This is a genomic window from Brevundimonas sp. SL161, from assembly GCF_049896985.1.
GTDB lineage: Bacteria > Pseudomonadota > Alphaproteobacteria > Caulobacterales > Caulobacteraceae > Brevundimonas.
In genome coordinates this window covers 1-24,812 of record NZ_JAFCVJ010000032.1, presented here as the reverse complement: position 1 = coordinate 24,812, position 24,812 = coordinate 1, and the positions used below count along the sequence as shown (strand labels likewise).

Annotated in this window: 27 protein-coding genes; 12 read left to right on the top strand and 15 right to left on the bottom strand. The window is 67.8% G+C overall.

Going from position 1 to position 24,812, the window contains the following annotated elements; translation table 11 throughout:
• Positions 1 to 151: 151 nt before the first annotated feature.
• The 6 genes from ACP7AU_RS15640 to ACP7AU_RS15615 all read right to left on the bottom strand — a co-directional run bounded on the left by ACP7AU_RS15640 (position 152) and on the right by ACP7AU_RS15615 (position 3,880).
• Positions 152 to 751 (bottom strand): DsbE family thiol:disulfide interchange protein, encoded by a 600-nt coding sequence (locus ACP7AU_RS15640; RefSeq protein WP_426051987.1) that lies wholly within the window; start codon positions 749 to 751, stop codon positions 152 to 154.
• Positions 748 to 942, bottom strand: coding sequence for a heme exporter protein CcmD (gene ccmD, locus ACP7AU_RS15635; protein ID WP_426039434.1), 195 nt, complete (start codon positions 940 to 942; stop codon positions 748 to 750). The genes ACP7AU_RS15640 and ccmD overlap by 4 nt, the downstream gene beginning before the upstream one ends.
• Positions 943 to 955: 13 nt before the next feature.
• A complete protein-coding gene (locus ACP7AU_RS15630; RefSeq protein ID WP_426039435.1) occupies positions 956 to 1,675 on the bottom strand; it encodes a heme ABC transporter permease in 720 nt (239 codons plus the stop codon).
• Between the two features lie 254 nt (positions 1,676 to 1,929).
• The gene (locus tag ACP7AU_RS15625; protein WP_298158945.1) at positions 1,930 to 2,142 is read right to left on the bottom strand and encodes a cold-shock protein; all 213 of its coding nucleotides are present in this window, start codon (positions 2,140 to 2,142) and stop codon (positions 1,930 to 1,932) included.
• A gap of 184 nt (positions 2,143 to 2,326) precedes the next feature.
• A complete protein-coding gene (locus ACP7AU_RS15620; protein ID WP_426051986.1) occupies positions 2,327 to 2,596 on the bottom strand; it encodes a hypothetical protein in 270 nt (89 codons plus the stop codon).
• A 42-nt stretch (positions 2,597 to 2,638) separates the two neighbouring features.
• Positions 2,639 to 3,880 carry a YihY/virulence factor BrkB family protein gene (locus ACP7AU_RS15615; RefSeq protein ID WP_426051985.1) on the bottom strand — a complete coding sequence of 414 codons (1,242 nt, stop codon included), beginning with the start codon at positions 3,878 to 3,880 and terminating at the stop codon, positions 2,639 to 2,641.
• An 84-nt stretch (positions 3,881 to 3,964) separates the two neighbouring features.
• Between ACP7AU_RS15615 and ACP7AU_RS15610 the strand changes: the two genes are divergently transcribed.
• From ACP7AU_RS15610 to ACP7AU_RS15600, 3 genes are all read left to right on the top strand, one after another.
• Entirely contained in the window at positions 3,965 to 4,735 is a 771-nt protein-coding gene (locus ACP7AU_RS15610) for an MOSC domain-containing protein (protein WP_426039438.1), read from the top strand.
• Positions 4,736 to 5,620, top strand: a complete 885-nt coding sequence (prmC, locus tag ACP7AU_RS15605) for a peptide chain release factor N(5)-glutamine methyltransferase (protein WP_426039439.1) — start codon at positions 4,736 to 4,738, stop codon at positions 5,618 to 5,620.
• A 333-nt stretch (positions 5,621 to 5,953) separates the two neighbouring features.
• Positions 5,954 to 7,093: a DUF4167 domain-containing protein gene (locus tag ACP7AU_RS15600; protein ID WP_426051984.1), complete on the top strand. Its 1,140-nt coding sequence runs from the start codon at positions 5,954 to 5,956 to the stop codon at positions 7,091 to 7,093.
• A 216-nt stretch (positions 7,094 to 7,309) separates the two neighbouring features.
• On the opposite strand, the gene ACP7AU_RS15595 is transcribed toward ACP7AU_RS15600, so the two are convergent.
• Positions 7,310 to 8,701 carry an RsmB/NOP family class I SAM-dependent RNA methyltransferase gene (locus ACP7AU_RS15595; protein ID WP_426039441.1) on the bottom strand — a complete coding sequence of 464 codons (1,392 nt, stop codon included), beginning with the start codon at positions 8,699 to 8,701 and terminating at the stop codon, positions 7,310 to 7,312.
• Positions 8,698 to 10,677 (bottom strand): potassium transporter Kup, encoded by a 1,980-nt coding sequence (locus tag ACP7AU_RS15590; protein WP_426039442.1) that lies wholly within the window; start codon positions 10,675 to 10,677, stop codon positions 8,698 to 8,700. The genes ACP7AU_RS15595 and ACP7AU_RS15590 overlap by 4 nt, the downstream gene beginning before the upstream one ends.
• Positions 10,678 to 10,856: 179 nt before the next feature.
• Between ACP7AU_RS15590 and ACP7AU_RS15585 the strand changes: the two genes are divergently transcribed.
• The 4 genes from ACP7AU_RS15585 (at position 10,857) to neuB (ending at position 14,066) form a co-directional block, all read left to right on the top strand.
• On the top strand, positions 10,857 to 11,351 hold the full coding sequence (locus ACP7AU_RS15585) for an Rrf2 family transcriptional regulator (protein WP_426051983.1): 495 nt from the start codon (positions 10,857 to 10,859) through the stop codon (positions 11,349 to 11,351).
• A gap of 184 nt (positions 11,352 to 11,535) precedes the next feature.
• Positions 11,536 to 12,333, top strand: coding sequence for an SDR family NAD(P)-dependent oxidoreductase (locus ACP7AU_RS15580; RefSeq protein ID WP_426051982.1), 798 nt, complete (start codon positions 11,536 to 11,538; stop codon positions 12,331 to 12,333).
• Positions 12,334 to 12,378: 45 nt separating this feature from the next.
• Complete coding sequence (locus ACP7AU_RS15575; RefSeq protein ID WP_426039445.1) at positions 12,379 to 13,047, top strand: acetyltransferase; 669 nt, start codon at positions 12,379 to 12,381, stop codon at positions 13,045 to 13,047.
• Positions 13,044 to 14,066: an N-acetylneuraminate synthase gene (gene neuB, locus ACP7AU_RS15570; RefSeq protein ID WP_426039446.1), complete on the top strand. Its 1,023-nt coding sequence runs from the start codon at positions 13,044 to 13,046 to the stop codon at positions 14,064 to 14,066. Before ACP7AU_RS15575 ends, neuB begins: the two co-directional genes overlap by 4 nt.
• Before the next feature lie 112 nt (positions 14,067 to 14,178).
• Here the strand turns inward: neuB and ACP7AU_RS15565 are convergent, their stop codons facing one another.
• The gene (locus ACP7AU_RS15565; protein WP_426039447.1) at positions 14,179 to 14,877 is read right to left on the bottom strand and encodes a MarC family protein; all 699 of its coding nucleotides are present in this window, start codon (positions 14,875 to 14,877) and stop codon (positions 14,179 to 14,181) included.
• 87 nt (positions 14,878 to 14,964) lie between these two features.
• Here ACP7AU_RS15565 and pyrF point away from each other — a divergent pair, with 87 nt between their 5' ends.
• Complete coding sequence (pyrF, locus tag ACP7AU_RS15560) at positions 14,965 to 15,684, top strand: orotidine-5'-phosphate decarboxylase (RefSeq protein ID WP_426051981.1); 720 nt, start codon at positions 14,965 to 14,967, stop codon at positions 15,682 to 15,684.
• 110 nt (positions 15,685 to 15,794) lie between these two features.
• Here the strand turns inward: pyrF and ACP7AU_RS15555 are convergent, their stop codons facing one another.
• The 5 genes from ACP7AU_RS15555 to ACP7AU_RS15535 all read right to left on the bottom strand — a co-directional run bounded on the left by ACP7AU_RS15555 (position 15,795) and on the right by ACP7AU_RS15535 (position 20,672).
• The gene (locus tag ACP7AU_RS15555; RefSeq protein ID WP_426039449.1) at positions 15,795 to 17,033 is read right to left on the bottom strand and encodes an FAD-dependent oxidoreductase; all 1,239 of its coding nucleotides are present in this window, start codon (positions 17,031 to 17,033) and stop codon (positions 15,795 to 15,797) included.
• A 1-nt stretch (position 17,034) separates the two neighbouring features.
• Entirely contained in the window at positions 17,035 to 17,670 is a 636-nt protein-coding gene (locus tag ACP7AU_RS15550) for a DUF4893 domain-containing protein (protein WP_426039450.1), read from the bottom strand.
• A gap of 39 nt (positions 17,671 to 17,709) precedes the next feature.
• The gene (locus ACP7AU_RS15545; protein ID WP_426039451.1) at positions 17,710 to 18,099 is read right to left on the bottom strand and encodes a Tat pathway signal protein; all 390 of its coding nucleotides are present in this window, start codon (positions 18,097 to 18,099) and stop codon (positions 17,710 to 17,712) included.
• Between the two features lie 201 nt (positions 18,100 to 18,300).
• A complete protein-coding gene (gene bioB / locus ACP7AU_RS15540; protein WP_426051980.1) occupies positions 18,301 to 19,293 on the bottom strand; it encodes a biotin synthase BioB in 993 nt (330 codons plus the stop codon).
• Positions 19,294 to 19,337: 44 nt separating this feature from the next.
• A complete protein-coding gene (locus tag ACP7AU_RS15535) occupies positions 19,338 to 20,672 on the bottom strand; it encodes an amidohydrolase family protein (protein WP_426039453.1) in 1,335 nt (444 codons plus the stop codon).
• Positions 20,673 to 20,865: 193 nt separating this feature from the next.
• Between ACP7AU_RS15535 and ahcY the strand changes: the two genes are divergently transcribed.
• Entirely contained in the window at positions 20,866 to 22,257 is a 1,392-nt protein-coding gene (gene ahcY / locus ACP7AU_RS15530) for an adenosylhomocysteinase (RefSeq protein WP_426039454.1), read from the top strand.
• A gap of 174 nt (positions 22,258 to 22,431) precedes the next feature.
• On the opposite strand, the gene ACP7AU_RS15525 is transcribed toward ahcY, so the two are convergent.
• Positions 22,432 to 23,556, bottom strand: a complete 1,125-nt coding sequence (locus ACP7AU_RS15525; protein WP_426039455.1) for a hypothetical protein — start codon at positions 23,554 to 23,556, stop codon at positions 22,432 to 22,434.
• Positions 23,557 to 23,694: 138 nt separating this feature from the next.
• On the opposite strand from ACP7AU_RS15525, the gene ACP7AU_RS15520 reads away from it, so the two are divergent.
• The 3 genes from ACP7AU_RS15520 to ACP7AU_RS15510 all read left to right on the top strand — a co-directional run.
• Positions 23,695 to 23,898 carry a twin transmembrane helix small protein gene (locus tag ACP7AU_RS15520; protein WP_425991169.1) on the top strand — a complete coding sequence of 68 codons (204 nt, stop codon included), beginning with the start codon at positions 23,695 to 23,697 and terminating at the stop codon, positions 23,896 to 23,898.
• Between the two features lie 4 nt (positions 23,899 to 23,902).
• On the top strand, positions 23,903 to 24,475 hold the full coding sequence (locus ACP7AU_RS15515; protein WP_426039456.1) for a cob(I)yrinic acid a,c-diamide adenosyltransferase: 573 nt from the start codon (positions 23,903 to 23,905) through the stop codon (positions 24,473 to 24,475).
• Between the two features lie 220 nt (positions 24,476 to 24,695).
• On the top strand, positions 24,696 to 24,812 hold a 117-nt coding region (locus ACP7AU_RS15510), incomplete at its 3' end, for a hypothetical protein (protein WP_426039459.1).

Genomic DNA, 24,812 nt, shown 5'->3' with positions numbered 1-24,812 from the left:
CGCCCTCGCCTCGGACCCTTCTCGACCACGAACGGCTCGAAGAACGCCCACTCCGCATCCGACATCAAACCACGAACCATGGCTGCTCTCCGCAAAGAACAGCCTTGAATCAGCGATCAAGCGATTTGGGAATTCACTTTGTCCACATCACCTAGTTCGCGGCGTCGCGCCGCTCTTGCGCTTCATCGAGCGTCGTCGCCGTCGGCAGCGGCCGGGACGGGGCGACCAGCGCCGAGGTCAGGCGCTCGACATCCTCGTCGGTCAGCAAAGGGCCGGAGGATTTGGCGACGATGCGGCCCATGGCGTCGACGGCGAAGCTTTCCGGAACGCCTGAAACGCCGAGGTCGAGGCCAGCGCGGCCTTCCCGGTCGACCAGGACCATGGCGAAGGGGTCGCCCAGTTCGTCGAGGAAGGCCTGGGCCGCCTCGGGCTCGTCCTTGTAGGCGACTCCGACGATGGCGATCCCCTGCGCCTCCAGGGCCAGCAGGCGCGGATGCTCGAGGCGGCAGGGAGCGCACCAGCTGGCGAAGACGTTGACGATCATCGGCTTGCCGACGCCGGCCGTGCGGATGTCGACGTTCTGGGGCCCGGCCACGCCGTCCTGAAGGATGGGCAGGACGGTCTCGGGCACCGTCTGGCCGACCAGGGCGTCCGGCTTGAACGCGGGATCACGCTTCAGCGACCAGCCGATGAACAGGGCCGCCAGCGAGGCGAGGACGACCAGCGGCACAATCGAAAACCATCGGCTCATTTTTGGTCGCCTATCGCGCTTTGCGCCCCTTGAGCCACGGCTTCGCCGTCGTCCTCAAGCCGTTTCAGCTCGGCCTTCCATTTGCGCGAAGCCGAGACGGTCCCGGCGATGACGGCGCCGAGCACCAGGGCGCTGATGCCCCAGGCGGGCCAGACGAAGGCGGCGTAGGGGCTCATGTCGAGATCTGGCATCAGGCTGGCTCCCTCATGCTTCCAACGCCTGTCGGGCGCGCAGGGTCTGAACCCGACGGCGGGTGATCTCGGTGCGGATCGCGGTCAGCCAGATGGCCAGGAACAGGGCCCCATAAGCCGCCATCATGATCAGCAGCGGGGCGAGGAAGACAGGGTCGAGGCTCGATCCGCCCGCGCGCAGCAGCGAGGCCGGCTGATGCAGGGTGTTCCACCAGTCGACCGAGAACTTGACGATCGGCAGGTTGATCAGGCCGACGAGACCGAGGACGGCGGCCGCGCGGGCGGCCTTCTGTTCGTCGTCGATCGAGGCTCTGAGGGCCATGTATCCGAGGTAGAAGAGGAACAGCACCAGCACCGAGGTAAGGCGAGCATCCCAGACCCACCAGGTTCCCCACATCGGCTGGCCCCACAGGGAACCGGTGATCAGGGCGAGCGCCGTGAAGGCCGCGCCCGGCAGGGCGGCGGCGCGGGCGGCGGCGTCGGCCAGCGGATGGCGGAACACCAGGGCGAAGAAGCTGGAAACGCCGAGCGCCGCATAGGCGCCGAGGCCGAGCGTTGAGGCCGGCACATGCACGAACATGATCCGAACGGTGTCGCCCTGCTGATAGTCGCCGGGCGCCGCGAAGCTCAGCCAGACGCCAACCAGCAGCAGAACGGCCGCGATCGCCCAGAGCACCGGCGTCAGCGGCCGGGTGAAACTCATGAAGCGGGCGGGATTGGCGAGGCCGAACATCGTCAGCGCGATTACGCGCCACGGCGGGATGGAGCAAGCGCACGCCGGGTCGCGGATACGAAAACGGGGCCGGGGCTTTCGCCCCGACCCCGCTCCAGCATGATCGTTTGAGACAAATCCGCGTAGCGGATTTGGCGAGAGCGTGAATCATGCTCTCGCTAAACTCTGGAGCTTGATCGACGGCATCAGTAAAATCGCGAAGCGATTTCTCCTCAGCCGATCAAGCTCTGGTCACTTGAAAAATCCGTGAAGGACTATTCAGCGGCCTTCAGCTGACCAGCAGATTCCTTGCCGGTGCGACGGTCGCGTTCGACTTCGTACGAGACCTTCTGGCCTTCGTTCAGGCCGTTCATGCCTGCGCCTTCAACGGCCGAAACGTGCACGAACACGTCCTTGCCGCCGTCCGAGGGCTCGATGAAGCCGTAGCCTTTAGTGGAGTTGTACCATTTGACAGTGCCGGTAGCCATTTTAAGGACCTCCGTTAGCAGTTTGCATCAGGCAAGAGCGCCTGAAGCCTGTCGGGTCTGAATGGGATCGGCCAGAAACTCGGTGCGTTCGCAAAGAGAGAGGGGCGTTACGCAGAGAGATCGACGGCGCTCATATGGACGCAAAACGCCCTGTGCACAACCTGAGTCTTGATTCGGCGATTCGTCAGGCCGGAACCGGGCCGTCCTCATCGTCATCTTCGAGGTCGGGATCAGCCGACGCGGGCGCTTCCTCCCCTCCCTCCGGGGCGATGTAATGGGCGACGCAGAGCTTGCGCAGGGCGGACGTCAGCGAGCCGCCATACAGGCGATCCTGGACACGCTCGTGCCCCTCCTGCTGAAGGCGGGTCTTGATGTCGCCGACTGTGCGGCACTCGCCGCTGCGGGCGAGTTCGTAGGCGCGTTCGAGGGTGGTCGGGCGAAAGTTGTTGCTCATAGACAGAGAGATAAGGCGAACCGACCGATTTTGCGACTCCGCTCAGAGGCGCGGGCGGCTTCGCCGCCGCGACAGGCGGTCGGCCAGGGCCTCTGCGTACTTCAGGGTGAAGGTCAGGGCGGCGGGGCTGCCGCGACGCGGACCGATACTGTCGGCCATGACCGCGCCGCGCTCTCCGATCGCCGCAGGCGAGCCGGTGGTGGTGTCGATGGCGGTCTGGTGCTCGATCTCGGCGTTCACCTCGGCGCCCATCAGAATCACCTGAACGGAAATCCAGGTCCACAGCAGGAAGCCCATGGCGGTCGCCAGCGGACCGTAGGAGTCCAGCCGCACGAAGTTCGTCAGATACCAGCTGAAGATGAAGGACACGATCACGCTGAGGGTCGCCGCGAAGAGCGCCCCTGGCGTCAGCCAGCGCCAGCGGGCCCGCTGGCGGCAGGGGCCGAAGCGATAGATGACCGTCAGAGCCCCGACGTAGCCGAGGAACAGTAACGGCCAGCGCAGGGGGGCCAGTCTCTCCCACTCGTCCGCCAGGCCGAAGACCCCCAGCGCGATCGGCACGCCCACGACCAGGGCCGCGGTCATCAGCACCGCCGCCAGCCCCGTCAGGGTGAAGGCGAACCCCAGCAGATTATACTGGACGATATTGCGCCGCTCGACCTCGTGGTAGGCGACATTAAGCCCGTAGAACAATGTCTTGATGCCGTTGTTGGCCGTCCACAGCGACAGGGCCAGGGTCCAGACCAGGGTGAAGGTCAGCTGGCCGGTCGAGCCCGCCGCCAGTCGCGTCAGCTCGGCATTGATGAACTGGGCGACGTTCGAGGGCAGCACCGAATAGAGGAAGGCGATCCGCCCCGATGCGTCGTTCGGATCGGCGAACAGGCCGTAGATGGTGACGAACGCCGCCAGCGCCGGGAACAGCGACAGCAGGATGAAAAAGGTCACCCCGCCCGAAACGAATCCGACGCGGTCGCCGAAATAGGAGCCGCCGACGCGCCAGGCGATGTCGGTCCAGCCCTTGTGCGGGATCTGATGGGGCCGTTCGGCCATGCGCCCGCGACCGGGCTCGCGGGCCTCGTAATCTTCCGGCGTCGGCGGCCGGGGCGGCGTCGGTTCGGGCCGGCGGGGCCTCAGTTCGACCCCGTATTTGTGACCCTGGGTATAGATGAGGTGCGCGGCCCCGGCCCCGGCGGCGAGACCCCCGACGATCGCGCCAACGAAGGCCCAGGGGCCGGAAATGAGGGTGCGGGGCGGGGAAGGCCGGATCGGAGAGGGGAGTTGCATCGGCGGGTCAACGGTCCAGCGGCGGGCCGTGTTCCGGCTGAGCTTCACCTTGCCTGAATTCGCTCGCTGGGGCACTGACCGGCCGTGGCCGAGACTTCTTCCGCATCTGTCGCCGCCCTGTGCCGCCATCCGGTCAAGGGTTTCACGCCCGAGCCGCTGGAGCGGGCGATGCTGACGGCCGGCCAGGCCTTTCCCGGCGACCGGTTGCGCGCCGTCGAGGTCGGGCCATCGGGCTTCGATCCGCGGGCTCCGGCTCATATCTCGAAGATGCGATTCACTGTGCTGGCGCGACTGCCGGAGATCGCGCGGGTTCGCACACGGTGGGACGAGACGACCGATACCCTGCATGTGTCGAGCGAGGGCGCGCCAAACCTGTCGGTGAAACTCGGCGACCCCGAGGACGACCGGCGGCTGGAGGACTGGCTCACCGATTTCCTCGGCGAGGCGGCGACCGCGCCGCTGCGCCTCCTGGGCGGCGGCGGACATCGGTTCATGGACGATCCCGCGGGGGCGGTCTCGGTGCTGAACCTTGCCAGCGTGCGCGACCTGTCCGCACGGCTGGGCGTCACGGTCGACCCCCTGCGGTTCCGTGCCAACGTCTGGGTCGAGGGCTGGCCCGCCTGGGCCGAGAACGACTGGGTCGGGCGCGACTTGGCGCTCGGCGGGGCGAGGCTGACGGTGATCAAGCCGATCGTTCGCTGCGTCGCCACCCATGTGGGCCCCGAAACAGGAACGCGGGACATCGATGTGCTGTCCGCTCTCCATGACCTTTACGGCCACCGCTGGTGTGGCCTCTATCTTTCGGTCGGAACCAGCGGCGCGCTGACCGTCGGCGACCGCGCGGAGCTTTGCTGAATGACCGAACCCACCACCCTCGTCGCCGCCTGGAAGGGTGCGCAAGGCGCGTTGAAGGCCGCCCGCATCGACAGCCCGGCCATCGATGCCCGCCTGTTGCTGGAGGCCGCGACCGGCGCCAGCCGGCTGGACATCCTGACCGATCCGCACCGGCCGCTGACGCCCGACCAGTCGGCGACCCTGGCCGGCTATGTCGAACGCCGCCTACGCCGCGAGCCGGTATCGCGCATCCTGGGCCGCAAGGGCTTCTGGAAGATCATGCTGAACGTCACCCCCGACGTGCTCAGCCCACGTCCGGACACCGAGACCATCCTCGACGTCGCCCTGCTGGCCTTCGAACCGGCCCAGGCCTTCAGCGTCATCGATCTCGGGACGGGGTCAGGCGCTATCCTGCTCGCAGTGCTGGGCGACCGGCCGGGCGCGCATGGCGTCGGGACGGATATCTCGTCGGAAGCTTTGGCCGTGGCGAAGGAAAACGCCGCCAACCTCGACCTCGACGGCCGCGCGGCCTTCCTGCGCACCGAATGGGCGGCAGGGTTCGGCGACCACAGCTTCGACCTGGTCGTCTCCAATCCGCCCTATATCCCGTCCGACGATATCCCCGCCCTGGACCCCGAGGTGCGCGACCACGATCCGGTCCTGGCGCTGGACGGCGGGCCGGACGGGTTGCAGGCCTATCGCGACCTCGCGCCGGAGATCGCCCGAATCCTCAAGCCCGGCGGAGTCTTCGCCGTCGAGATCGGCTGGGACCAGGGCGAGGCGGTCAAGGCGTTGTTCGAGGCTGCCGGTTTGACGGGTGTCAAGGTGGTCAAGGACCTGGGCGACCGGCACCGTGTGGTGACCAACGGTCCGGATCCGCGAACGACGCCGATCCGTCAGGGCTGAGGTTGATGTCGCCTCCCCATTCGCGAAGCGGCGAACGCGGAGGCGAGGCCGCAAACAAACCTCTTGGAAACCTCCCCGGCGCGCGCTAAGTCCTTGGTTGTCTCCCTCCCTTCCGCATCTCGTTGAACCGTCTCAGGTCCAGCGACGCTCGGCCGGGACGCGCGTGAAGGTCGGCGGTGTTCATCGCCTGCGGACCACGACGGGCGACGAAGACCCTTCCGATAATATCGCCGCCGGGGATTGGCCCCCAAGCGAACCGGAACCACAGACAACCGGCCTGACCCCCTCGCCACAGTCGCGCAGGGACACGCCAAACCAGCACGGTAAGCCTCGATGCGAGATTTCAAGGGCATGAAGCGCCAGCGCGGCCGCAACCGGAAACCCGGTGGCGGCAGTGGCGGCAATGCCAATGCGGCGAACCCGAACCGTTCGTGGGACTCGCAGGGTCCCGAGAACATCAAGGTCCGCGGCAACGCCCAGACCGTCTACGAGCGCTACCAACAACTGGCCCGCGACGCCGGTTCGTCGGGTGACCGGGTTCTGGCCGAGAACTACCTCCAGCACGCCGAACATTATTTCCGCGTCCTGCGCGCCCTGCAGCCGCAAAGGCCGGTCAGCGAGATCGCCGCGCGCGAACTGTCCAACCAGGGCTATGACATCGATTTCGAGGACGAGACGGGGGCCCAGGCCGCCGCCTTCCTCGCCGCGCAACAGGCCGCCGACCGCATCCAGCAGCAGAGCGACGCCCGCGACGCCGAGGCCGCCCAGGGGGCGCAGCAGCCGCGCGAGCAACGCGAGTGGACGCCGCGTCCGCCTCGCGACGAGAACCAGAACCGCGACGGCCAGAATCGCGACCGCGAATGGACCCCGCGTCCTCCCCGCGACAACCAGACCCGCGATAGCCAGCCCCGCGATAGCCAGCCCCGCGATAGCCAGGACGGCGGCCAGCCGCGCGCCGACGGCGACGTCCAGGGCGAAGGCGGTCGCCGTGAGACCCGCCGCGAACGCTGGGAGCGTCGTCGCGAGGAACGCAACCGCCGCTATGAAGCCGAAGGCGGTACGCCCGACACCCGCACCTATGAAGAGGCCGAAGGCGGTCGCTCCGAAGGCGGTCGCTCCGAGGGCGGGCGTTACGAAGGCGGACGCAATGAGGGCCGCACCGACGGCCCTTGTTCGGAGAACGCGCGCGAAGGCGGCGATTTCATCGCTTCCACCGCACCGGTGACCTATACGCCGCCGGTCGACGCCGCTCCGGCGGAAGCCGCGCCGGAACAGGTGGAACGTCCGGCTCGTCGCACCCGTGCGCCGCGCGCCGAGGCGCAGGCCGATACGACACAGAGCCTGCCCGGCTTCCTGACCCGTTCGGCTGCTCCCGTCGCACAGGCGTCCGCCCCGTCGGACGACGGCGAAACGCCCGCGCCCAAGCGTCGGGCCCCGCGAAAGAAGGCCGAGACTCGCGCCGAAGGCGAGTAGTCTCTCTGCGAACAACAATCTCAAGATTACGATGACACCGCCCATGACGCATCCTCCGGCTCCGGAGGATGCGTCATGGGCTTCGTTCTGCCTGTCGTCGCCGTGGCGCTGACCGCGCGAGAGTCCGCGTGTCCCGGGCTGCCGCGACCATCACAGCAGGACGATCGACCTCCGCGCCCCGGGATCGGTTGAGGATGATCGATCGAGGGCGGCGGCCTAGAGTCGGTCCAGTCGGGCGACGAAGAAGCCGTCGAGGCTCCCGTTCTCGGCCCACATCGAGGGCAGGATGCGCAGCCAGCCTTCGGGCGTCAGGGCCTCGGCCGGAGCGCCCAGGGCTGCCGGATCGGCGGGCGTGGTCCTGAAGGCCGGGTTGCGGCGCAGGAAGGCGATGACCTGGGTCTCGCCCTCTTCCCGCTCCAGCGAGCAGACGCAGTAGACCAGACGACCGCCCGGCGCGACGCGCTCGGCTGCGGCGTCGAGCAGCCGGTGCTGGACATCGGCAAGCTTCGCCACCTCAGCGGGCTTGGTGGCGCGCAGGACTTCAGGATTGCGACGCAGGGTGCCTGTGGCGGTGCACGGCGCGTCCAGCAGGACGGCGTCGAAGGTGCGCGGGTCCTTCCAGTCCTCGCCGGGCGTGACCACGATCTCGGCGATCAGTCCGGTACGTTCCAGGTTCTGGCGCAGACGACGCAGGCGCGGTTCGGACCTGTCGAGCGCCGTCACGGTCGCGCCGGACGCTGCGAGCTGCAGCGTCTTGCCGCCGGGGGCTGCACACATGTCCAGAGCAGTCTCGCCGGCCTTGGGGGCCAGCAGGCGGGCCGGCACGGCGGCGGCGGCATCCTGAACCCACCAGCCGCCGGTCTCGTAGCCGGGCCAAGCCGCGACATCGCCGCGCACCCCCGAACGCACGGTCCCGCCGGGCAGGACGGTTCCTTCGATGGCGTCGGCGAGAGCCTGCGCGTCTTCGCCGGGCTTCAGGCTGAGATCGGTCGGCGGCTCGTCGCGGGCGGCGAGCGCGATGGCAGCCAGGGTCGCCGCGCCATAGGCCTGTTTCCAGCGCGCCGCGATCCAGTCGGGCAGGTTGGATTCGGCCGTGGTCAGACCAGGGCCTTCGCGCTCGATGCCGCGCAGGACCGCGTTGACCAGCGCCTTGTAGGGGCGGGTCTTGGCGTCGCGCTCGGCCAGTTTCACGGCTGTGGAGACGGCGGCGAACGCCGGGGTCTCCAGCACCAGCGTCTGCGCCAGCGAGACGCGCAGGATGGTGCGCACGGCCTCGGGCGGCGACTTCTGCAGGCGTCGATTCAGGATGGCGTCGATCTCACCCAGGCGACGCAGGGCGGCCATGGCGACGGCGCGGGCGAAGGCGCGGTCGGGACCGGGCAGGGACTTCAGTTCCGGCAAGGCCATGGCCTCGTCCAGCCCGTTCCGGCGCTCGAGCGCGGCGTTCAGCAGGACGCCGGCGGCGATGCGCGCCTCGACGCCGATATCGGCCGCGCCGTCCGGTTCTGCCGTGCGAACGATCGGCTCGCGGCGAGGCCCGCGCGCCTTGTCGGCCATGCGGCGCCCGCGCGCGCCCGAGTTCTTGCCCTTGGGCGTTCCCCCGCTCACACCGAAACCTGTGTGCCGAGCTCGACCACGCGCCCGGGCGGGATGTGGAAGAAGTCCGTCGGGTTGGCCGCATTGCGCATCAGGAAGATGTAGAGCTTGTCCTGCCACAAGGGCATCCCCTGCGTCGCCGAGGGCACGACCGAGCGGCGGCCGAGGAAGAAGCTGGTCGACATGATGTCGAACTTCAGCCCCTGTTTGCGGCACTGGCTCAGGGCGCGAGGCACGACCGGACTCTCCATGAAGCCGTAGCTCAGGGTGATCTTCTTGAAGTCGTCGTTGATCGGTTCGATCAGCACGCGCTCGCTCTCATGCACGCGCGGCCGGTCGGTGGTGCGCACGGTCAGGATGACGTTCTTCTCGTGCAGCACCTTGTTGTGCTTGAGATTGTGCATCAGGGCGACCGGCGCGACATCGGGGTCCGAGGTCAGGAAGATGGCCGTCCCCGGCGAACGATGCGGCGGGCGGGCGCGCAGCATCTCGATCAGGTCGGTCAGAGGCAGGCTGTCCTTCTTGGACTTGGCCGAGAGTATCTGGGACCCCCGCGTCCAGGTCCACATGATCAGTACCAGGACTGCGCCGAGCACCAGCGGCAGCCAGGCGCCGTCGGGGATCTTCAGCAGGTTGGAAGTCAGGAAGACGCTGTCGATGAAGCCGAACGGAACGAGCGCGCCCAGGGTCGCCCACAGCGGCCATTTCCACTTCTTGGTGATGACCGAATAGCTCATCAGGGTGTTGATCAGCATCACCCCGGTGACCGCGACGCCGTAGGCCGCCGTCAGGTTGTGCGAGCTCTGGAACACGAACAGCAGCACCAGCACCCCGATCATCAGGAAGGTGTTTACCGCCGGGACGAAGATCTGGCCGGCCTGGGTCTCGGAGGTGAAGCGGATGTCGATGCGGGGCAGGAGTCCGAGCTGGACCGCCTGCTGGGTCACCGAGAAGGCGCCGGTGATGACGGCCTGTGAGGCGATAACGGTGGCGATGGTCGCGAGGGCGAGCATCGGCCAGTAGGCGAACTCGGGCACCATCGACCAGAAGGGGTTCTCCGCCGCACCGGGCTCGGCGAGGATCAGGGCGCCTTGGCCCAGATAGTTCAGGGTCAGACAGGGCAGGACGAAACACAGCCAGCCCGTGCGGATCGGCGCCTTTCCGAAATGGCCCATGTCGGCGTAGAGGGCCTCTGCCCCGGTGACGGCCAGGAAGACGCTGCCCAGGATTATGAAGCCGAGAAGGCCGTCGTTAATCAGCAGCATGACGCCGTAGTGGGGCGACAGGGCGCGCAGGATCGAGAGGTCGTCGAAGATGTGGTAGAGACCCAGCGCCCCCAGCGACAGGAACCAGATCGCCGTCAGCGGGCCGAAATATTTCGACAGGCTGGCCGTGCCGCGCGACTGGACCATGAACAGGCCGATCAGGATGGCGGCGGCGATCGGCACGATGAAGGCGTCCAGACGCGTGCCTACGCCGGGAGCGTCTTTCACGCCTTCGATGGCCGAAAGCACCGAGATGGCGGGCGTAATGATGCCATCGCCATAGAACAGCGCCGCGCCGCAGACCCCGAGGATGAAGATCCAGGCCGACCGCCGGCCGATCGCGTGGGTGGCGAGCGCCATCAGGGCCAGGGTGCCGCCCTCGCCCTTGTTGTCGGCGCGCATCAGGAACAGCACGTATTTGAACGTCACCACGACCATCAGGGCCCAGAAGGCCAGGGAGACGACGCCGATCACGGCCAGTTCGCCGCCTATGCCCCGCTGGGCATGGCCGATCGCTTCGCGCAGGGCGTAGAGGGGGCTGGTGCCGATGTCGCCGAACACCACGCCGATGGCGCCGATGGTCAGGCCCCAGAAGCCGGCCTTGCCCACGCCGTGCGCGGCGGGGGCGCCCGCATGGCCGTTCTCGGGCGCGGACCTGGAAGCGGTCGACGGAGCAGGCGGGGCGGGGGAAGCGCCGTCACCGGGGGATGCGTCCCCTGCCATGAATATCCTCCGGGCGCCGCGGTCGGCGGGCCCATCAAAGCGGAGGGCCTGTAGGCTCATTCCGCGGTCGGTTCAATCGCATGGAAACGGTTTCAGTTGCACCGTGTTCGGCCGGCAATCGGCCGGGATTTGTGAATCCCGTCCCGGGCGCCTACCTTGAGGACTGGAACCGGACAAAAATGTCAGACAGTCAACGCTTTCCCGTCGCCGCCCACGCCCTGGCCTATCTGGCCCACAAGGGCGCGTATGACGCCGCCCATGCCTGCCCCAGCGCTATTCTGGCGGCCTCGGTGCCGACCAATCCCGTGGTCATCCGCCGGGTCACCGCCCTGTTGTCCAAGGCGGGGCTGATCGCCACCCGTCCCGGCGCGTCCGGCGGATCCTGGCTGCTGCGGCAGCCGGAAGAGATCCGGCTGGATGAAGTTCTGAAAGCGGTAAACGGCTGCGCCCACCTCGGGTCGCCCCCCCTGGGCGCCAAAGGCTGCCCTATCGGGGAGCATATTCCGCGTCAGGTGGCCAAGGTCCTGACCCTGGCCGACCAGGCCGCGTCGGACTCGCTGAGAAAGATCACCATCGCCGATCTGCTGGCTGAGAAGTCCACAGCTCTCGATGGTCTGGAAGAGCACCCGGCCTGCGCTGAAGCGATCCGCGCCGCCGGCGCTGTGGCGGCCTAGCGAACCTTTCTTTCGTCATCCTCCGGCAAGGCGCGACTTCGCGGCGCAGACCGGGGGACCCGCGGCGCCGAAGGCAAGTTTTCGCGCGAGATTTATTGCGCCGCAGTGTGCGACAGTTTCGCGCTCACGCGCGCCGCCGGGTCCTCCGGTCTTTGCTGCGCTTCGCCGGAGGGTGACGAAGGAAATGAAGCGCGCCATCCTCATTACGGGAGCTTCGGCAGGAATCGGCGCCGCCCTGGCTCGCGTCTATGCCGAAAAGGGCTGGGACCTGATCCTGACCGCGCGCCGGGAGGCGGCCTTGACGGTGCTGGCCGCAGACATCGTCGCCCGATATGGCGTCGCCTCGACCGTGATCACCGCCGACCTCGCCGAGCCCGAGGCGCCCGCCCGGCTTGTCGAGGCCATCGCGGCGCGCGGCCTTGTCGTCGACGGCCTGATTAACAACGCCGGCTTCTCGCGCACGAAGGGCTTCCTCGCCACCGACCCGGCCCAGCATGCGGCCATGGTCCAGGTCATGTTGTCGGCGCCCGTCGCTCTGTCCAGGCTTCTGCTGCCGGGCATGGTCGAGCGCGGCTTCGGGCGGATCATCAACGTCGCCTCTCTCGCCGGCCAGATGCCCGCGACCGGCGGCGACACCCTCTACGGCCCGATCAAATCCTTCCTGATCAAGGCGTCCCAGGGCCTTTGGCTGGAGACGCGCGGGACCGGGGTGCACGTCACCGCCCTGTGTCCCGGCTACACCCTGACGGAGTTCCACGACGTCAACGGTTCGCGCGAGCAGGTGTCCTCCGCCTATCCCCCATGGATGTGGCAGACGGCCGAGCATGTGGCCCGGGTCGCCTACGACGCCTGCGAGGCGGATCGGCCGAGGGTGACGCCCGGGGCGATGAACAATGTCCTCGCCGCGCTCGCCAAGCTGCTGCCGGATGGCCTGGCGCTCAACATGGTGGCGGGCCATGCGCGTCGGCTGAAGCGGATTTGAGCCGCGTCGCTTGAGTCAGGCGGCAAATCAACGGAACACCGGAGGATGGCGCATACAGGCCCCACGTTCGGCATCATCGGCACGGGCGGTTTCGCGCGCGAACTCCTGCCGGTCGCCCGCGCCTTCCTCAGACATCGTTCCGAGCTGAAGATCGAGCCCGGCCGGATCGTCTTCGTCGACCGCCACGGCGGGGAGTCCGTCAACGCGGTTCCCGTTCTCTCCGAAGCAGAGTTCGTGGCCCTGGAAGGCGACCGTCATTTCGCCCTCGCGATCGGCGACGGGGCCGTGCGCCAGACGATCGCCGAACGGCTGGAGGCGGCCGGATGCCTGCCCCTGTCGATTCAGGCGGACAATGTCCTGCTCCCCGAGGACCTCGACTGCGGACCCGGTGCAGTGTTCCAGCCCTTCAGCACGGTGACGGCCGACGCCCGGATAGGGCGCCAGTTCCAGTGCAACATCTACGCCTATGTCGCCCATGACTGCGTGATCGGAGACTATGTCACCTTCGCGCCCCGGGTCAGTCTGAACGGCAATGTCCTGGTCGAGGATCACGTCTATGTCGGCACGGGGGCGATGATCCGCCAGGGGACGCCCGACAAGCCGCTGGTGCTGGGGCGCGGCTGCGTCATTGGCATGGGGGCGGTGGTGACGAAGGATGTGGCGCCGGGCGTCACCGTCGTCGGCAATCCCGCCCGGCCGCTGGAGGCGAAATGACTGCTCCTGTCTTCTTCATCGCCGAGGCCGGAGTGAACCACAACGGGGACCTCGGCCTGGCTCTGCGGCTGGTCGAGATCGCGCACCGGGCCGGGGCCGACGCGGTCAAGTTCCAGACGTTCACGACCGAAAAGGTGATCGCCGTCGACGCCCCCCTGGCCGAATACCAGAAGGCCAACGCCGGGGCGCCGTCGGCCGTCGAGATGCTGAAGGGGTTCGAGCTGCCCCACGCCGATTTCGCCCGCATCGCTGACCACTGCCGCGTCCTCGGCATCGAGTTCATGTCCTCGCCCTTCGACCTCGACAGCGCCGCCTTCCTGGCCGGGATCGGGATGACGAAGTTCAAGCTGGCCTCGGGCGAGATCACCAACGAACCCTTCGTGCGCGGCGTGGCCAGGCTGGCGGCCGACCACGGCGGATCGGTCATCCTGTCCACCGGCATGAGCACCCTGGACGAGGTGGCCGAGGCGGTCGGCTGGATCGAGGCGGCGGGAAATCCGCCCCTGACCATCCTGCACTGCGTGTCCAACTATCCGGCCCCGGCGAAGGACGCGAACCTGCGGGCCATGGATACTCTGCGAGAAGCCTTCGGACGGCCGATCGGCTGGTCGGATCATACGCTCGGCGACGCAGTGTCCCTGGCCGCAGTGGCGCGCGGGGCGACGGTGGTGGAGAAGCATTTCACCCTCGACAACGACCTGGCCGGTCCCGACCACGCCATGTCGATGGACCCGGACGGCCTCGCCCGCCTGATCGCCGGTATCCGCTCGGTCGAGGCCTCGCTTGGCGACGGCGTCAAACGCCCGGTGCAGGCCGAGCGCGAGATCATGACTGTCGCCCGCCGCAGTCTGTTCGCGGCGCGGGACATCGCGGCGGGAGCGGTGATGGCTGCCGACGACCTGATCGCGCTCCGTCCAGGAGACGGGATTTCGGCGGCGAAGCAGAGGGATGTGGTGGGGAAGACGGCCACGCGGCGTATCGCTGCCGGGACCAGGCTCAAGCCGTCAGACCTGACCTAGAGAGTGATCGTTTGAGACGGAAGCGCTGCGCGCTTCTGTCGAAAGCGTGGATCAGGCTCTCGCTGCTCTAGTGCTGGCTTTCTCCCTCCCCATAAATGGGAGAGAGACAGGGTCAGTGCCCGCCTGCCGGATAGGGCGCCGTCACTCCGATGGCGAACATGCCCGGCAGGGCCTCGCCCAGACCCGCGAGGATGAACTGGATCGCCAGGGCGCACAGGATCAGGCCCAGCACCCGCACGATGATCGCCATTCCGACGTCGCCCAGCACCCGGCTGATCGGTCCGGTAGCGGCGAAGGTGATGAAGGTGGCGAGTGCCGCCGCGCCGATGGCCAGAAGCCCCGCAATGGTCCCGGCGTAGCCCAGCTTGGTCGCCTCGCCGGCCTGGATGATGATGGTCGAGATGGCGCCCGGTCCGATCAGCAGCGGAATGGCGAAGGGGACGATCAGTCGCTTGAACCGGCGACTGGCGTAGCCGCGCACGTCCTGGGCATCGGTCAGGGCGTCCTTGTCGGCGAACATGGTCAGGAAGTCGCCGCGCGTCATGTCCAGACCCAACAGCAGCAACAGGATGCCGCCCGCGATCCTGAACGCCGCCAGCGAGATGCCGAAGAACTGCAGCAGCCACAGGCCGGTGAAGAAGAAGAAGACCAGGAAGGCGGCGATGAACAGGCAGATCAGGGCCGAGACCGACAACCGCTGGCGGGCGCTGGCGCCGGCCGTGGCGGCGGCGAAGATGGGGATGTTGCCGATGGGATCGACCAGGGCGAACAGGGCCACGAACAGGTTGACCCCCAGATCGAGCGCGTCCATTGCCTTGTTCCTAGCCTACATCATTGAACGCCGGTCCGCCGACGCACCCCTGTGCGCCGGGTCTAGCCGGTCACGCGGAGCCCGTCGATGACCTCGCCTCTTCTGTCCGACCCGCGCCTGATCGTCGGGCTGGATCTGCCGTCGCTCGAAGCGGCCCGTGAATTGGTCCAGCGGATCGGCAACGGGGTCGAGAGCTACAAGGTCGGGCTGACGCTTCTGGCGCGCCCGGGCGGCGTCGCCTTCGCTCACGAACTGCGCGCCATGGGCAAGACGGTGTTCCAGGACTGGAAGCTGCATGACATCGGGGCCCAGGTGGAGGGCGCGGCGCGCTCGGTCGCCGAGGGCGGCTGCGACCTGCTGACCGTCCACGCCGAGCCGCAGGTGATGCGGGCGGCCGTCAAGGGGCGGGGCGCCCATGCCACGAAAATCCTCGCCGTCACCGTCATGACCAGCCTCTCGGATGAGGACCTGAAGGAGATCGGCTATTCGGCCAGGGCCGCCGACCTGGTCGAGGCGCGGGTGCGTCAGGCCCTCGACTGCGGCGTTGACGGGGTGGTCTCCAGCCCCCTGGAGGCCGCCCGCGTGCGCGAGATCGCCATCGAGGCCGGGCGTCCGAACTTCCTGATCGTGACCCCCGGCGTGCGCCCGGCCGGCGGCGACCTGGGCGACCAGCAGAGGGTGGCGACGCCCGCCGACGCGCTCCGGGCCGGAGCGACCCATCTGGTGGTGGCGCGGCCGGTGATCGCGGCCGAGAACCCGGTAATGGCGGCGGCCACTATCGCCGCCGAGATGGACGCCGTCCGCTAGATATTCAGTCCCGAGGTCAAGTGGATCGGGTCCGAGGTGAAGCGAGTGGCCGATGCTGTTCGATCCAGACCGGCGGCGTCCGGCGATCCGTGTCGGCGGCGGCGCTGACGTCAGGGAGCCTTGACCATAGGGTAGCCGTCCCGTTCGCCTGGGCTCTGTCGCGGATCCAGCAGCACCCCCGACACGGTCGCGGCCAGGATCCGCGGCGCAAACGGCAGTCGGGCGAGCTTGCCCAGTACATGGTCGCGGACCCAGGGCAGGGCCTGGCCGTCGGCCTGGTAGAAGGGGGTGAAGCCCATCGACAGCCCCTGATACAGGCGCACATGCCAGCGACGGATGCGGGCGTAGGCCAGCAACGCTTCGTCCAGCTCGGCGTGGGTCGCCAGCGCCTCGGCCAGGGTTAGGGCGTCCAGCAAGCCCATGTTCACCCCTTGTCCGAGCTGCGGGCTGGTCGAATGGGCGGCGTCGCCGACGACGGCGAGCCGGTCGGCGACAGGCAACGGCAGGGTGTGGTGGCCGTAGCGGGCGAGGGTCAGGGACTCGGGATCGGGAATGGTTTCCAGCAGGCCAGCGACCTCGGGCCACAGGCCGCGCACCTCGGCCTTCCACCGCTCCATCCCGGCGCGCAGCCAATAGTCGTGGTCGGCGGGCTTCAGGCTCCAGAAGAAGGTGGCGAGCCGGTCGGGATTGTCGGGGCGGGCGCCCACGGGCAGGATGCCGATCATGCGCGAGGCGCCCCGATAGACCTGTTCCAGGGCCGTGGCGTCGAACTGATCGCCGGGCCAGGGGACGGTGGCCCACAGGGCGCCCCATTCGAGTTCCTGTCGCCGTCCGCCCTGTTTCGCCAGGAGGTCGCGGGCGACGGGGGAGCGGGCGCCCGACGCGTCTACGACCAGGTCGAAGGCGGGACCGGTCTTGCCGCTGGCCTCGGTCAGGCAGCCGTCGGCCGCGGCGGCGATGTCCCGGCGGGTCTCGAACGCGACGCCCCCGGCCAGGCAGGCCTCGTAAAGGACCTGGAAGATGGCGGCGCGGTGGACGCCCAGGGCGTTGACGCCGTCGGGGCGGGGCGACTTCAGGTCGGCGTAGCTGACGTCGAGCACGACGCGGCGACGACGCGCCTCGCGGCCGAAGATGTGTTCGAGGGGCTGGCCGAGCGCCTTGACCCTGTTCGTCAGGCCGAGGCGGTCGAGCACATGCAGGCCGGTCGGCTGGAGCATGAAGCCGGCGCCGATCGGGCGCGGTTCGTCGAATCGCTCGTGGACCACGACGCGCCGGCCCTGACGCGCCAGCATCAGGGCGAGGGCAAGACCGGTCGGTCCGGCGCCGACGACGGCGACGGTCCCGGGCACCTTAGTTGGGGACCAGTTCGATCAGGTCGAGGTTGGACTCGTTCTGGGGCCAGGGGAGAACGAGGCGCCAGCGCGCCTCGCCGATCCGCTCCAGCACGGCAACGATGTCGCGGTCCGGGCGCTGGCCATAGGAGTTGGCGGGCGGCTCGGCGGCGAGGGCGATCGAGCCCAGCATGACCATCTGGCGGGCGTCCTCGGGGAACAGCAGGCCGGAGGGGCGCTGGGAGCCGGTGGTCTTGGAGAATTTCAGGCCGCGCGGCGTCTGTTCGATGCGGCAGTCGAACCAGCCGTAGACGACGAAGCCGAGGCCGGTCTCTCCGCCCTGGGAGCCCAGTTTGACGGTGCGGCAGCGGTAGTCACCGGGCGGGGGCGCGACGCTGTTGCGCGCCGCGTCCTTCTCGATCAGGTCTCCCAGCGAGGAGAGATCGCCCGAACCGGGCTGGCGGCGAGCCTGCTCCAGCGCCAGGCGCCAGGCGGCGTCCCTGCGGGCATAGCGGTCGCGGTCGATGGCGGTGATGATGCTGCGCCAGTCCCGCAGGACCGGGGCGCCGGGCCCCGAGGGCGGTGGAGGGGGAGGGGGCGGCGTACTCGCGCAGGCCGCCAGAATTAGTGTCGTCGTAAGGGCGAGGATGCGCATCGCCGCAAGGGGCCTCACGCCTTGGCTGACGTCAAGCCGTCAGACGATCATCACCGTGCCGAGCAGCAGGTGGCAGCCCCGGCGGCCCATGATGATGTTGGTCGCCGATTGCAGCTGGGCGGCCAGGCGTTCGACGTTCGGTACGCCGCCGGGCAGCAGGGTGTTGGCCTCGCGCTGGACCAGGATGTTGAACACCGCCCGCATGCGTGGCTGTGACTGTTCAGCGCGGAGTTTCAGGGCGGCGTCAGGGGCGTCGACCCCGGTCTCTACCGTCATCACGCCCCGGCGGCCGTCGGCACGCATCGTGGTGGCGGTGACGGTGGGATAGCGGACATAGCCGCCGCCTGATCCACCACCGCCGCCGCTCGAAGCAAGGGCGGGGGTTGCGGCGAGCGCGAGCGGGGCGACGAGAAGGGCGCGACGTTTCATGCGCCCCTTGTCACATGGAGGCGGTTAAGGGCGGGTTTGCGTGAAATGTCTCCCTCCCTGTTTGGGGGGGGTGGTCGAAGCGCAGCGAAGACCGGGGGGGGGCGGCAAGGCAAACCTCACGGGCCTGCATCCCCATCGCACGGTCCTCCCCACCGCGTCGTTGCGCGAAAATCCTTCCCCGGGGTGGAAGGGAGATTTCGTCTAAGCCGCCGCCTCGACCCGCGCGGGCTCCATCGGCTTCAGATCCAGCAGGGAGAACAGCCGGGCGTCCTCGTCCTGTTCCGGGTTGGGCGTGGTCAGCAGCTTGCCGCCGACGAAGATGGAGTTGGCGCCGGCGAGGAAGCAGAGCGCCTGCATTTCCGGGCTCATGGTCTCGCGTCCGGCCGACAGTCGGACCATGGCGCGGGGGCAAACCAGGCGGGCGACGGCGACCGTGCGGACGAACTCGATCGGATCGATCTCGCCCTCTTTCAGGACCCGCTCACCCAGGGGCGTGCCGGTGACCGGCACCAGGGCGTTGACCGGCAGGCTGTCAGGATGCGCTGGCAACCTCGCGAGGGCGTGGAGCAGACTTGCGCGGTCCCGCCGGCTCTCGCCCATGCCGACGATGCCGCCGCAGCAGGTCGACATCCCGGCGTCGCGGACGTGCTCCAGGGTGTCGAGACGATCCTGATAGGTCCGGGTCGTCACCACCTGAGCGTAGTATTCCGGCCCGGTGTCGAGGTTGTGGTTGTAATAGTCGAGCCCGGCCGCCTTCAGCTGCTTCGCCTGATCGGCGGTGAGCATCCCGAGCGTCGCGCAAGTTTCCAGACCGAGCGCCTTCACGCCCGAGATCATGGCGGCGAGTTTCGGCGTGTCGCGATCCTTCAGCTCGCGCCAGGCCGCGCCCATGCAGAAGCGCGACGCGCCGCCCGCCTTCGCGGCCATGGCCTCGGCGAGGACGGCGGTCGTGTCCATCAGCTTTTCGGCCTTCAGTCCGGTGTCGAAGCTGGCCGATTGCGAGCAGTAGCCGCAGTTCTCGGCGCAGCCGCCGGTCTTGATCGACAGCAGTTGGGACTTCTGCACCTCCGACGGATCGAACCAGCGGCGATGAACGGTCGCGGCCTCGAACACCAGTTCCATGAACGGACGGGCGAACAGGGCCTCGACTTCGGTCAGGGTCCAGTCGTGGCGGGGGGGGCTGAGATCGGTCATGGGCGGGGTCGTGACTCAGCCTGCGACCGGACGCAAGGCCGGGCCTAGTTTTCCTCGTTCCGGTAAACGCGCCCGTCGCGCATTACGAACCCCACCGACTTCAGCACGGTGACGTCCGCCAGTGGGTCCCCCTCGACCGCGATCAGGTCGGCGCGTTTGCCGGGCTCCAGCGTGCCGACCTCCGTCGACAGGCCCAGCAGGTCGGCGGCGTTGACGGTGGCGGCCTGGATCGCAGCCATGGGCGTCATGCCGTACTGGACCATCAGTTCGAACTCGTCGGCGTTGCGGCCGTGCAGGGATACGCCCGCATCGGTGCCGAAGGCGATGCGGACGCCGGCGGGATAGGCGACCTGGAGCGACTGGCCGGTGATCGAGATACGCCACAGGATCTTGGGCAGGACCTCGGGTGGATAGGCATTGGGGTCGGCGGCGAGGCGCGAGCGATAGCCGTTCACGGTCGAGAGCGTGGGCACATAGTAGGCGCCGCTCTCACGGAACAGCCGGATGGTGTCCTCGTCGAAAATGGTGCCGTGTTCGATGGAGTCTGCGCCGAGCCGCAGGGCCAGGTCGATGCCGTCGGCGCCGTGGGCGTGGACGGCGACCTTCTTGCCGTACAGGTGGGCCGTCTCGATCAGGGCGCGTGCCTCGTCCTCGAACATCTGCACCCCGAGGCCGGCGCCGATGCGGCTGTTCACCCCGGCGGTGGTGGCGATCTTGATGACGTCAGCGCCGCGCCCGACCTGGATGCGCACGGCCTCACGGCAGCTTTCGACACCGTTACAGACGTTCTCCTGATCGCCCATCATCTCGCGCACGTCGTCGGCGAGGCTGAGGCGGCCGTCCATATGGCCCGATGTGGTCGAGATAGACTCGGCCGCGTCGATGATGCGCGGGCCGGCGATCTCGTGCCGGGCGGTGGCGTCGCGAAGGGCCAGGGTGACGCCGCCCGAGTCGCCGAGGTTCCGCACGGTGGTGAAGCCGGCCATCAATGTGTCGCGCGCGTTGCCGGCCGCCTCATAGGCGCGGGCGGGCAAACTGTCGGTGAAGTTCGCCAGCAAGCCTTGTTGACCGGCGCGGTCGGAGGTCAGGTGCACATGGCTGTCGATCAGGCCGGGCAGGACGAACCGGTCGCGCAGGTCGACGACGGTCGCAGCCGGATAGGCCTCGACGCCGACGAAGCCGTCCCGGACCGACTCGACCTTGCCGTCGCGGATGACGACGGTGGAGGCACCGCGCGGCGCCTGCCCCGGACGGTCCAGAAGATGGCCCGCCTGGACCAGGGTGACGGCGCCGGCGGCCGGAGCGGTGGTCCCGTCCTGGGCCGCCGCCACGGTTCCCGTCAGCACGGCGAAAATGGCCCCCGCGATCACAGCCTTCATGAACGAACTCCCCTGTTTGAACGAGTTTAGGCATGCCGAGGCGACAAGGGGAATGGGCGGAGCCTATTCCTCCCTCGCGGGTGAAGAAATAGATCATATAAAGACATCCTTATATGATTCTTGCCCTATGTCCCTTCGCGGGCTATATGCGCGCGCAATCTTCGAACCCTGCCGCGCTCAAGGAGCCGCCTTCATGACCGACTATATCGTCCGCGACATCTCGCTCGCCCCCTTCGGCAATAAAGAGATCGCCATCGCCGAAACCGAAATGCCGGGCCTGATGGCGCTGCGCGAAGAGTTCGGCGCGCAACAGATCCTCAAGGGCGCCCGCATTGCCGGCAGCTTGCACATGACGATCCAGACCGCCGTCCTGATCCAGACGCTGGAAGCCCTGGGCGCCGACGTCCGCTGGGCCTCGTGCAACATCTTCTCGACCCAGGACCACGCCGCAGCCGCCATCGCCGCCAACGGCACGCCGGTCTTCGCCACCAAAGGCGAGACGCTGGAAGAATACTGGGACTATGCCCACAAGATCTTCGAATGGGCCGACGGCGGCTATCCCAACCTGATCCTCGACGACGGTGGCGACGCCACCCTGCTCTGCGTGCTCGGCCCCAAGGCCGAGAAGGATCTGTCGCTGCTGTCCGATCCGCAGAACGAGGAAGAGGAAGCCCTCTACAAGGTGATGAAGCGTTACATCGCCGAGAAGCCCGGCTTCTATTCGGCCATCCGCGACGCCATCGGCGGCGTGTCGGAAGAGACCACCACCGGCGTCCACCGCCTGTACGAAATGGCCAAGAAGGGCGACCTGCCGTTCCCCGCCATCAACGTCAATGACAGCGTCACCAAGTCGAAGTTCGACAACCTGTACGGCTGCCGTGAATCGCTGGTCGACGCGATCCGTCGCGGCACCGACGTCATGCTGTCGGGCAAGGTCGCCGTGGTCTGCGGCTACGGCGACGTGGGCAAGGGCTCGGCCGCCTCGCTGCGCCAGGGCGGCGCCCGCGTGAAGGTCACCGAGGTCGATCCGATCTGCGCCCTTCAGGCCGCCATGGAAGGCTATGAGGTCGTCACCGTCGAGGACGTGGCCCATGAGGCCGACATCTTCGTCACCGCCACGGGCAACCTGGACGTCCTGACGGTCGATCACATGCGGGCGATGAAGAACAACGCCATCGTCTGCAACATCGGTCACTTCGATTCGGAGATTCAGGTCGCCGGCCTGAAGAACTTCAAGTGGGACGAGATCAAGCCGCAAGTCCACCACGTCGAGTTCCCGGACGGCAAGAAGATCATCCTGCTGTCGGAAGGCCGTCTGGTGAACCTGGGCAACGCCACGGGCCACCCCTCGTTCGTGATGTCGGCGTCCTTCACCAACCAGACCCTGGCCCAGATCGAACTGTGGACCAACATCAAGGCCTATGAGAACCAGGTCTACACCCTGCCCAAGCACCTCGACGAGAAGGTCGCCATGCTCCACCTGGCCAAGCTGGGCGCCAAGCTGACCGTCCTCAACAAGGAACAGGCCGCCTACATCGGCGTGCCGACCGAAGGCCCGTTCAAGCCGGAAGCCTACCGCTACTAAGGAAAGATAGCGGGTATCCTCCCTGCGCCGCAGGCGCGGGGAGGTGGCTCGCAGCGTAGCGGAGTGACGGAGGGGATCTTTCTGCGCGCACGAATACCCCTTCCGTCTGCTTGCAGGCGGCTCGCATCCTCCTCCCCCTTCGCCAAGCGGCGAGCGGGGAGGAGGCGCGCTTTTTCAAGCCGCCAGCGCGAGCACGTCCGGTCGTTCGCGGCCGGACAGGCTGGTTTCGAAGTCCGCGAGCAGGTCGAGCAGTTCCTCCGCCCCCGGCGCTGACTTGTCGCCGCTCATCCGGTAACGCCAGAAGCTGACGATGTGCTGGATGGCGCCCAGACGTTCGCCCAGCCGTGCGAACAGGATCGGCGCATCCCGCAGGAAGTCCCGGAAGGCGGTCGGCTTGCCCTCCAGCGTCAACCCCCGGAAGGCGTCGTCATAGACCCGCAGCATGTCGGCCGTGGCCTCGCAGGTCAGATGGATGCGACGGCGGACCTGTTCCTTCGCGCGGTCGATCGCGGCGTGCTGCTCGGCGCCCACGCGGCCCCGGGGGCGGACGCGGCGAACGCTGTCCACCACCCAGCCGATGTCGCCGGTGATCGTCTGCAGCGCCCATTTGTAATAGAGGAAGCCCTTCCAGCAGAAGACGCCCTCCTCATACTCCTCCGGCGCCAGCATCAAGGTCTGGCCGAGCGCGCTCATGTCTTCGCCGGCCGAGTTCGACATGATCTTGGCGGTCAGGCGCGCCACGGGATTGTCAGCCGCGAGATCGATGTCTGGTCCCAGGCTAAGGTCGACGAGCGGCGTGATCTCTCTGGCCACGAAGTCCGCCATCCGGATCAGGTCGGCTTCGGAAACGTTGAAGTAGCAGGGGGCCGGCATGTGGCCGTTGCGACGCAGCTGCTCGCGCAGCAGGAAGGGGTCCAGGCTCGGCAATTCGTCGATCAGCGACAGGATTCTGCGGTCCGGATGCGACGGCCGGATGCCGAACGACTGCTCCAGCATCCCGTCGAACCCGACCTGATCCACGAACAGATAGCGGCCGCCGGCTCGCAGGTCCGAACCGTCGATGGGCAGGATGATCTTGGTGGCGACGTATCGGCGCACCCGGAACTCGTCGATCTCGTTCCTGCGCAACCGGTGCTTGATGATCAGGCTGCGGTTCAGGGTCGGGTTCTGGAACAGGGGGGCCGCGCGCCAGCTATCGGTGCGACCGTGCTCATGACTGACCCGCAGCAGGTTGAGCACCCGCGCGGTCGACGCGGAGGCCCTCAGATTGTCCAGATTGCGGATCGAGCGGTCGGTCATTCAGGCTCCTGACCCGCTACAGTCCAGGGCAAAGGTTAGGATCGCGCCGAGAAGCAGGGTTAGCCGAAGCTGAACAGCGGTAAGGAGTCGCGCCGTCGGTCGCTGGCGCAGGCGTCTGGAGAGGCCTAGGTTGGCGCCATGAACGTCTTCGACATCCTCGTCCTGATCGCCATCGGTGCGGTCGCCATCACCCTCGGGTTCGGCATCTATTCGCTGTATCGCGGCGGCGACTACGCACGGTCCAACTCCAACAAGCTTATGCGGCTAAGGGTGGCGCTGCAGGCGACCGCCATCGTGCTGCTGATGACCGGTCTGTGGTGGAAATCCACGCACGGGGGCTGAGGGCGTGGTCGTCCTCAACAAGATCTACACCCGCACCGGCGACGGCGGCGACACGGGCCTGGCGTCCGGTGCCCGCGTGTCCAAGTCCGATCCCCGTGTCGAGGCCTACGGGACAGTTGACGAACTGAACGCCGTCATTGGTGTCGCCCGGCTGCATTCGGGCCAGAACGACCGTATCGACGCCATGCTGGGCCGGATCCAGAACGAGTTGTTCGACCTCGGCGCAGACCTCGCCACCCCGCTCGATCCGCCGCCGAAATGGGAGGCCCTGCGCATCGTCCAGTCCCAGATCGACCGGCTGGAAGCCGAGATCGACTGGATGAACGAGAGCCTGAAGTCGCTCGACAGCTTCATCCTGCCGGGCGGCTCGCCCCTGTCGGCCCACCTGCATCTGGCCCGCACGGTGGCCCGCCGGGCCGAACGCGAAGCCATCCGTCTGGCCGAGACCGGAACTCCGGTGACCCCCGAGGCGGTCCGCTATCTGAACCGTCTCTCCGACCACCTGTTCGTCGCCGCCCGCCGCGCCAACGCCAATGGCGCGGGCGATGTCAAATGGGTGCCGGGCGGGACCAGATAATCCTCTTCCTTCTCCCGGTGGGAGAAGGTGGCCGCGAAGCGGACGGATGAGGGTTCGGCCTCACCGGTAAGGCGCAACCCTCACCCTTTCGCGTTTCCAATCGCTTCGCTCCTGGACGCTCAAGCCCTCTCCCACCGGGAGAGGGAAGCATTGGGTTTCTCGCCCGACCGCGCTAAACCGCCCGCCAATCAAGAACACTCAGACTTCAGGGAACGCAGCCATGCGCGACATCAACCATTTCATCGACGGCGCGTCCTTCACCGGCGCCTCGGGCCGGTTCGCCGATGTGTTCAACCCCAACACCGGCGAGGTCCAGGCCCGGGTGCAGCTGGCCTCG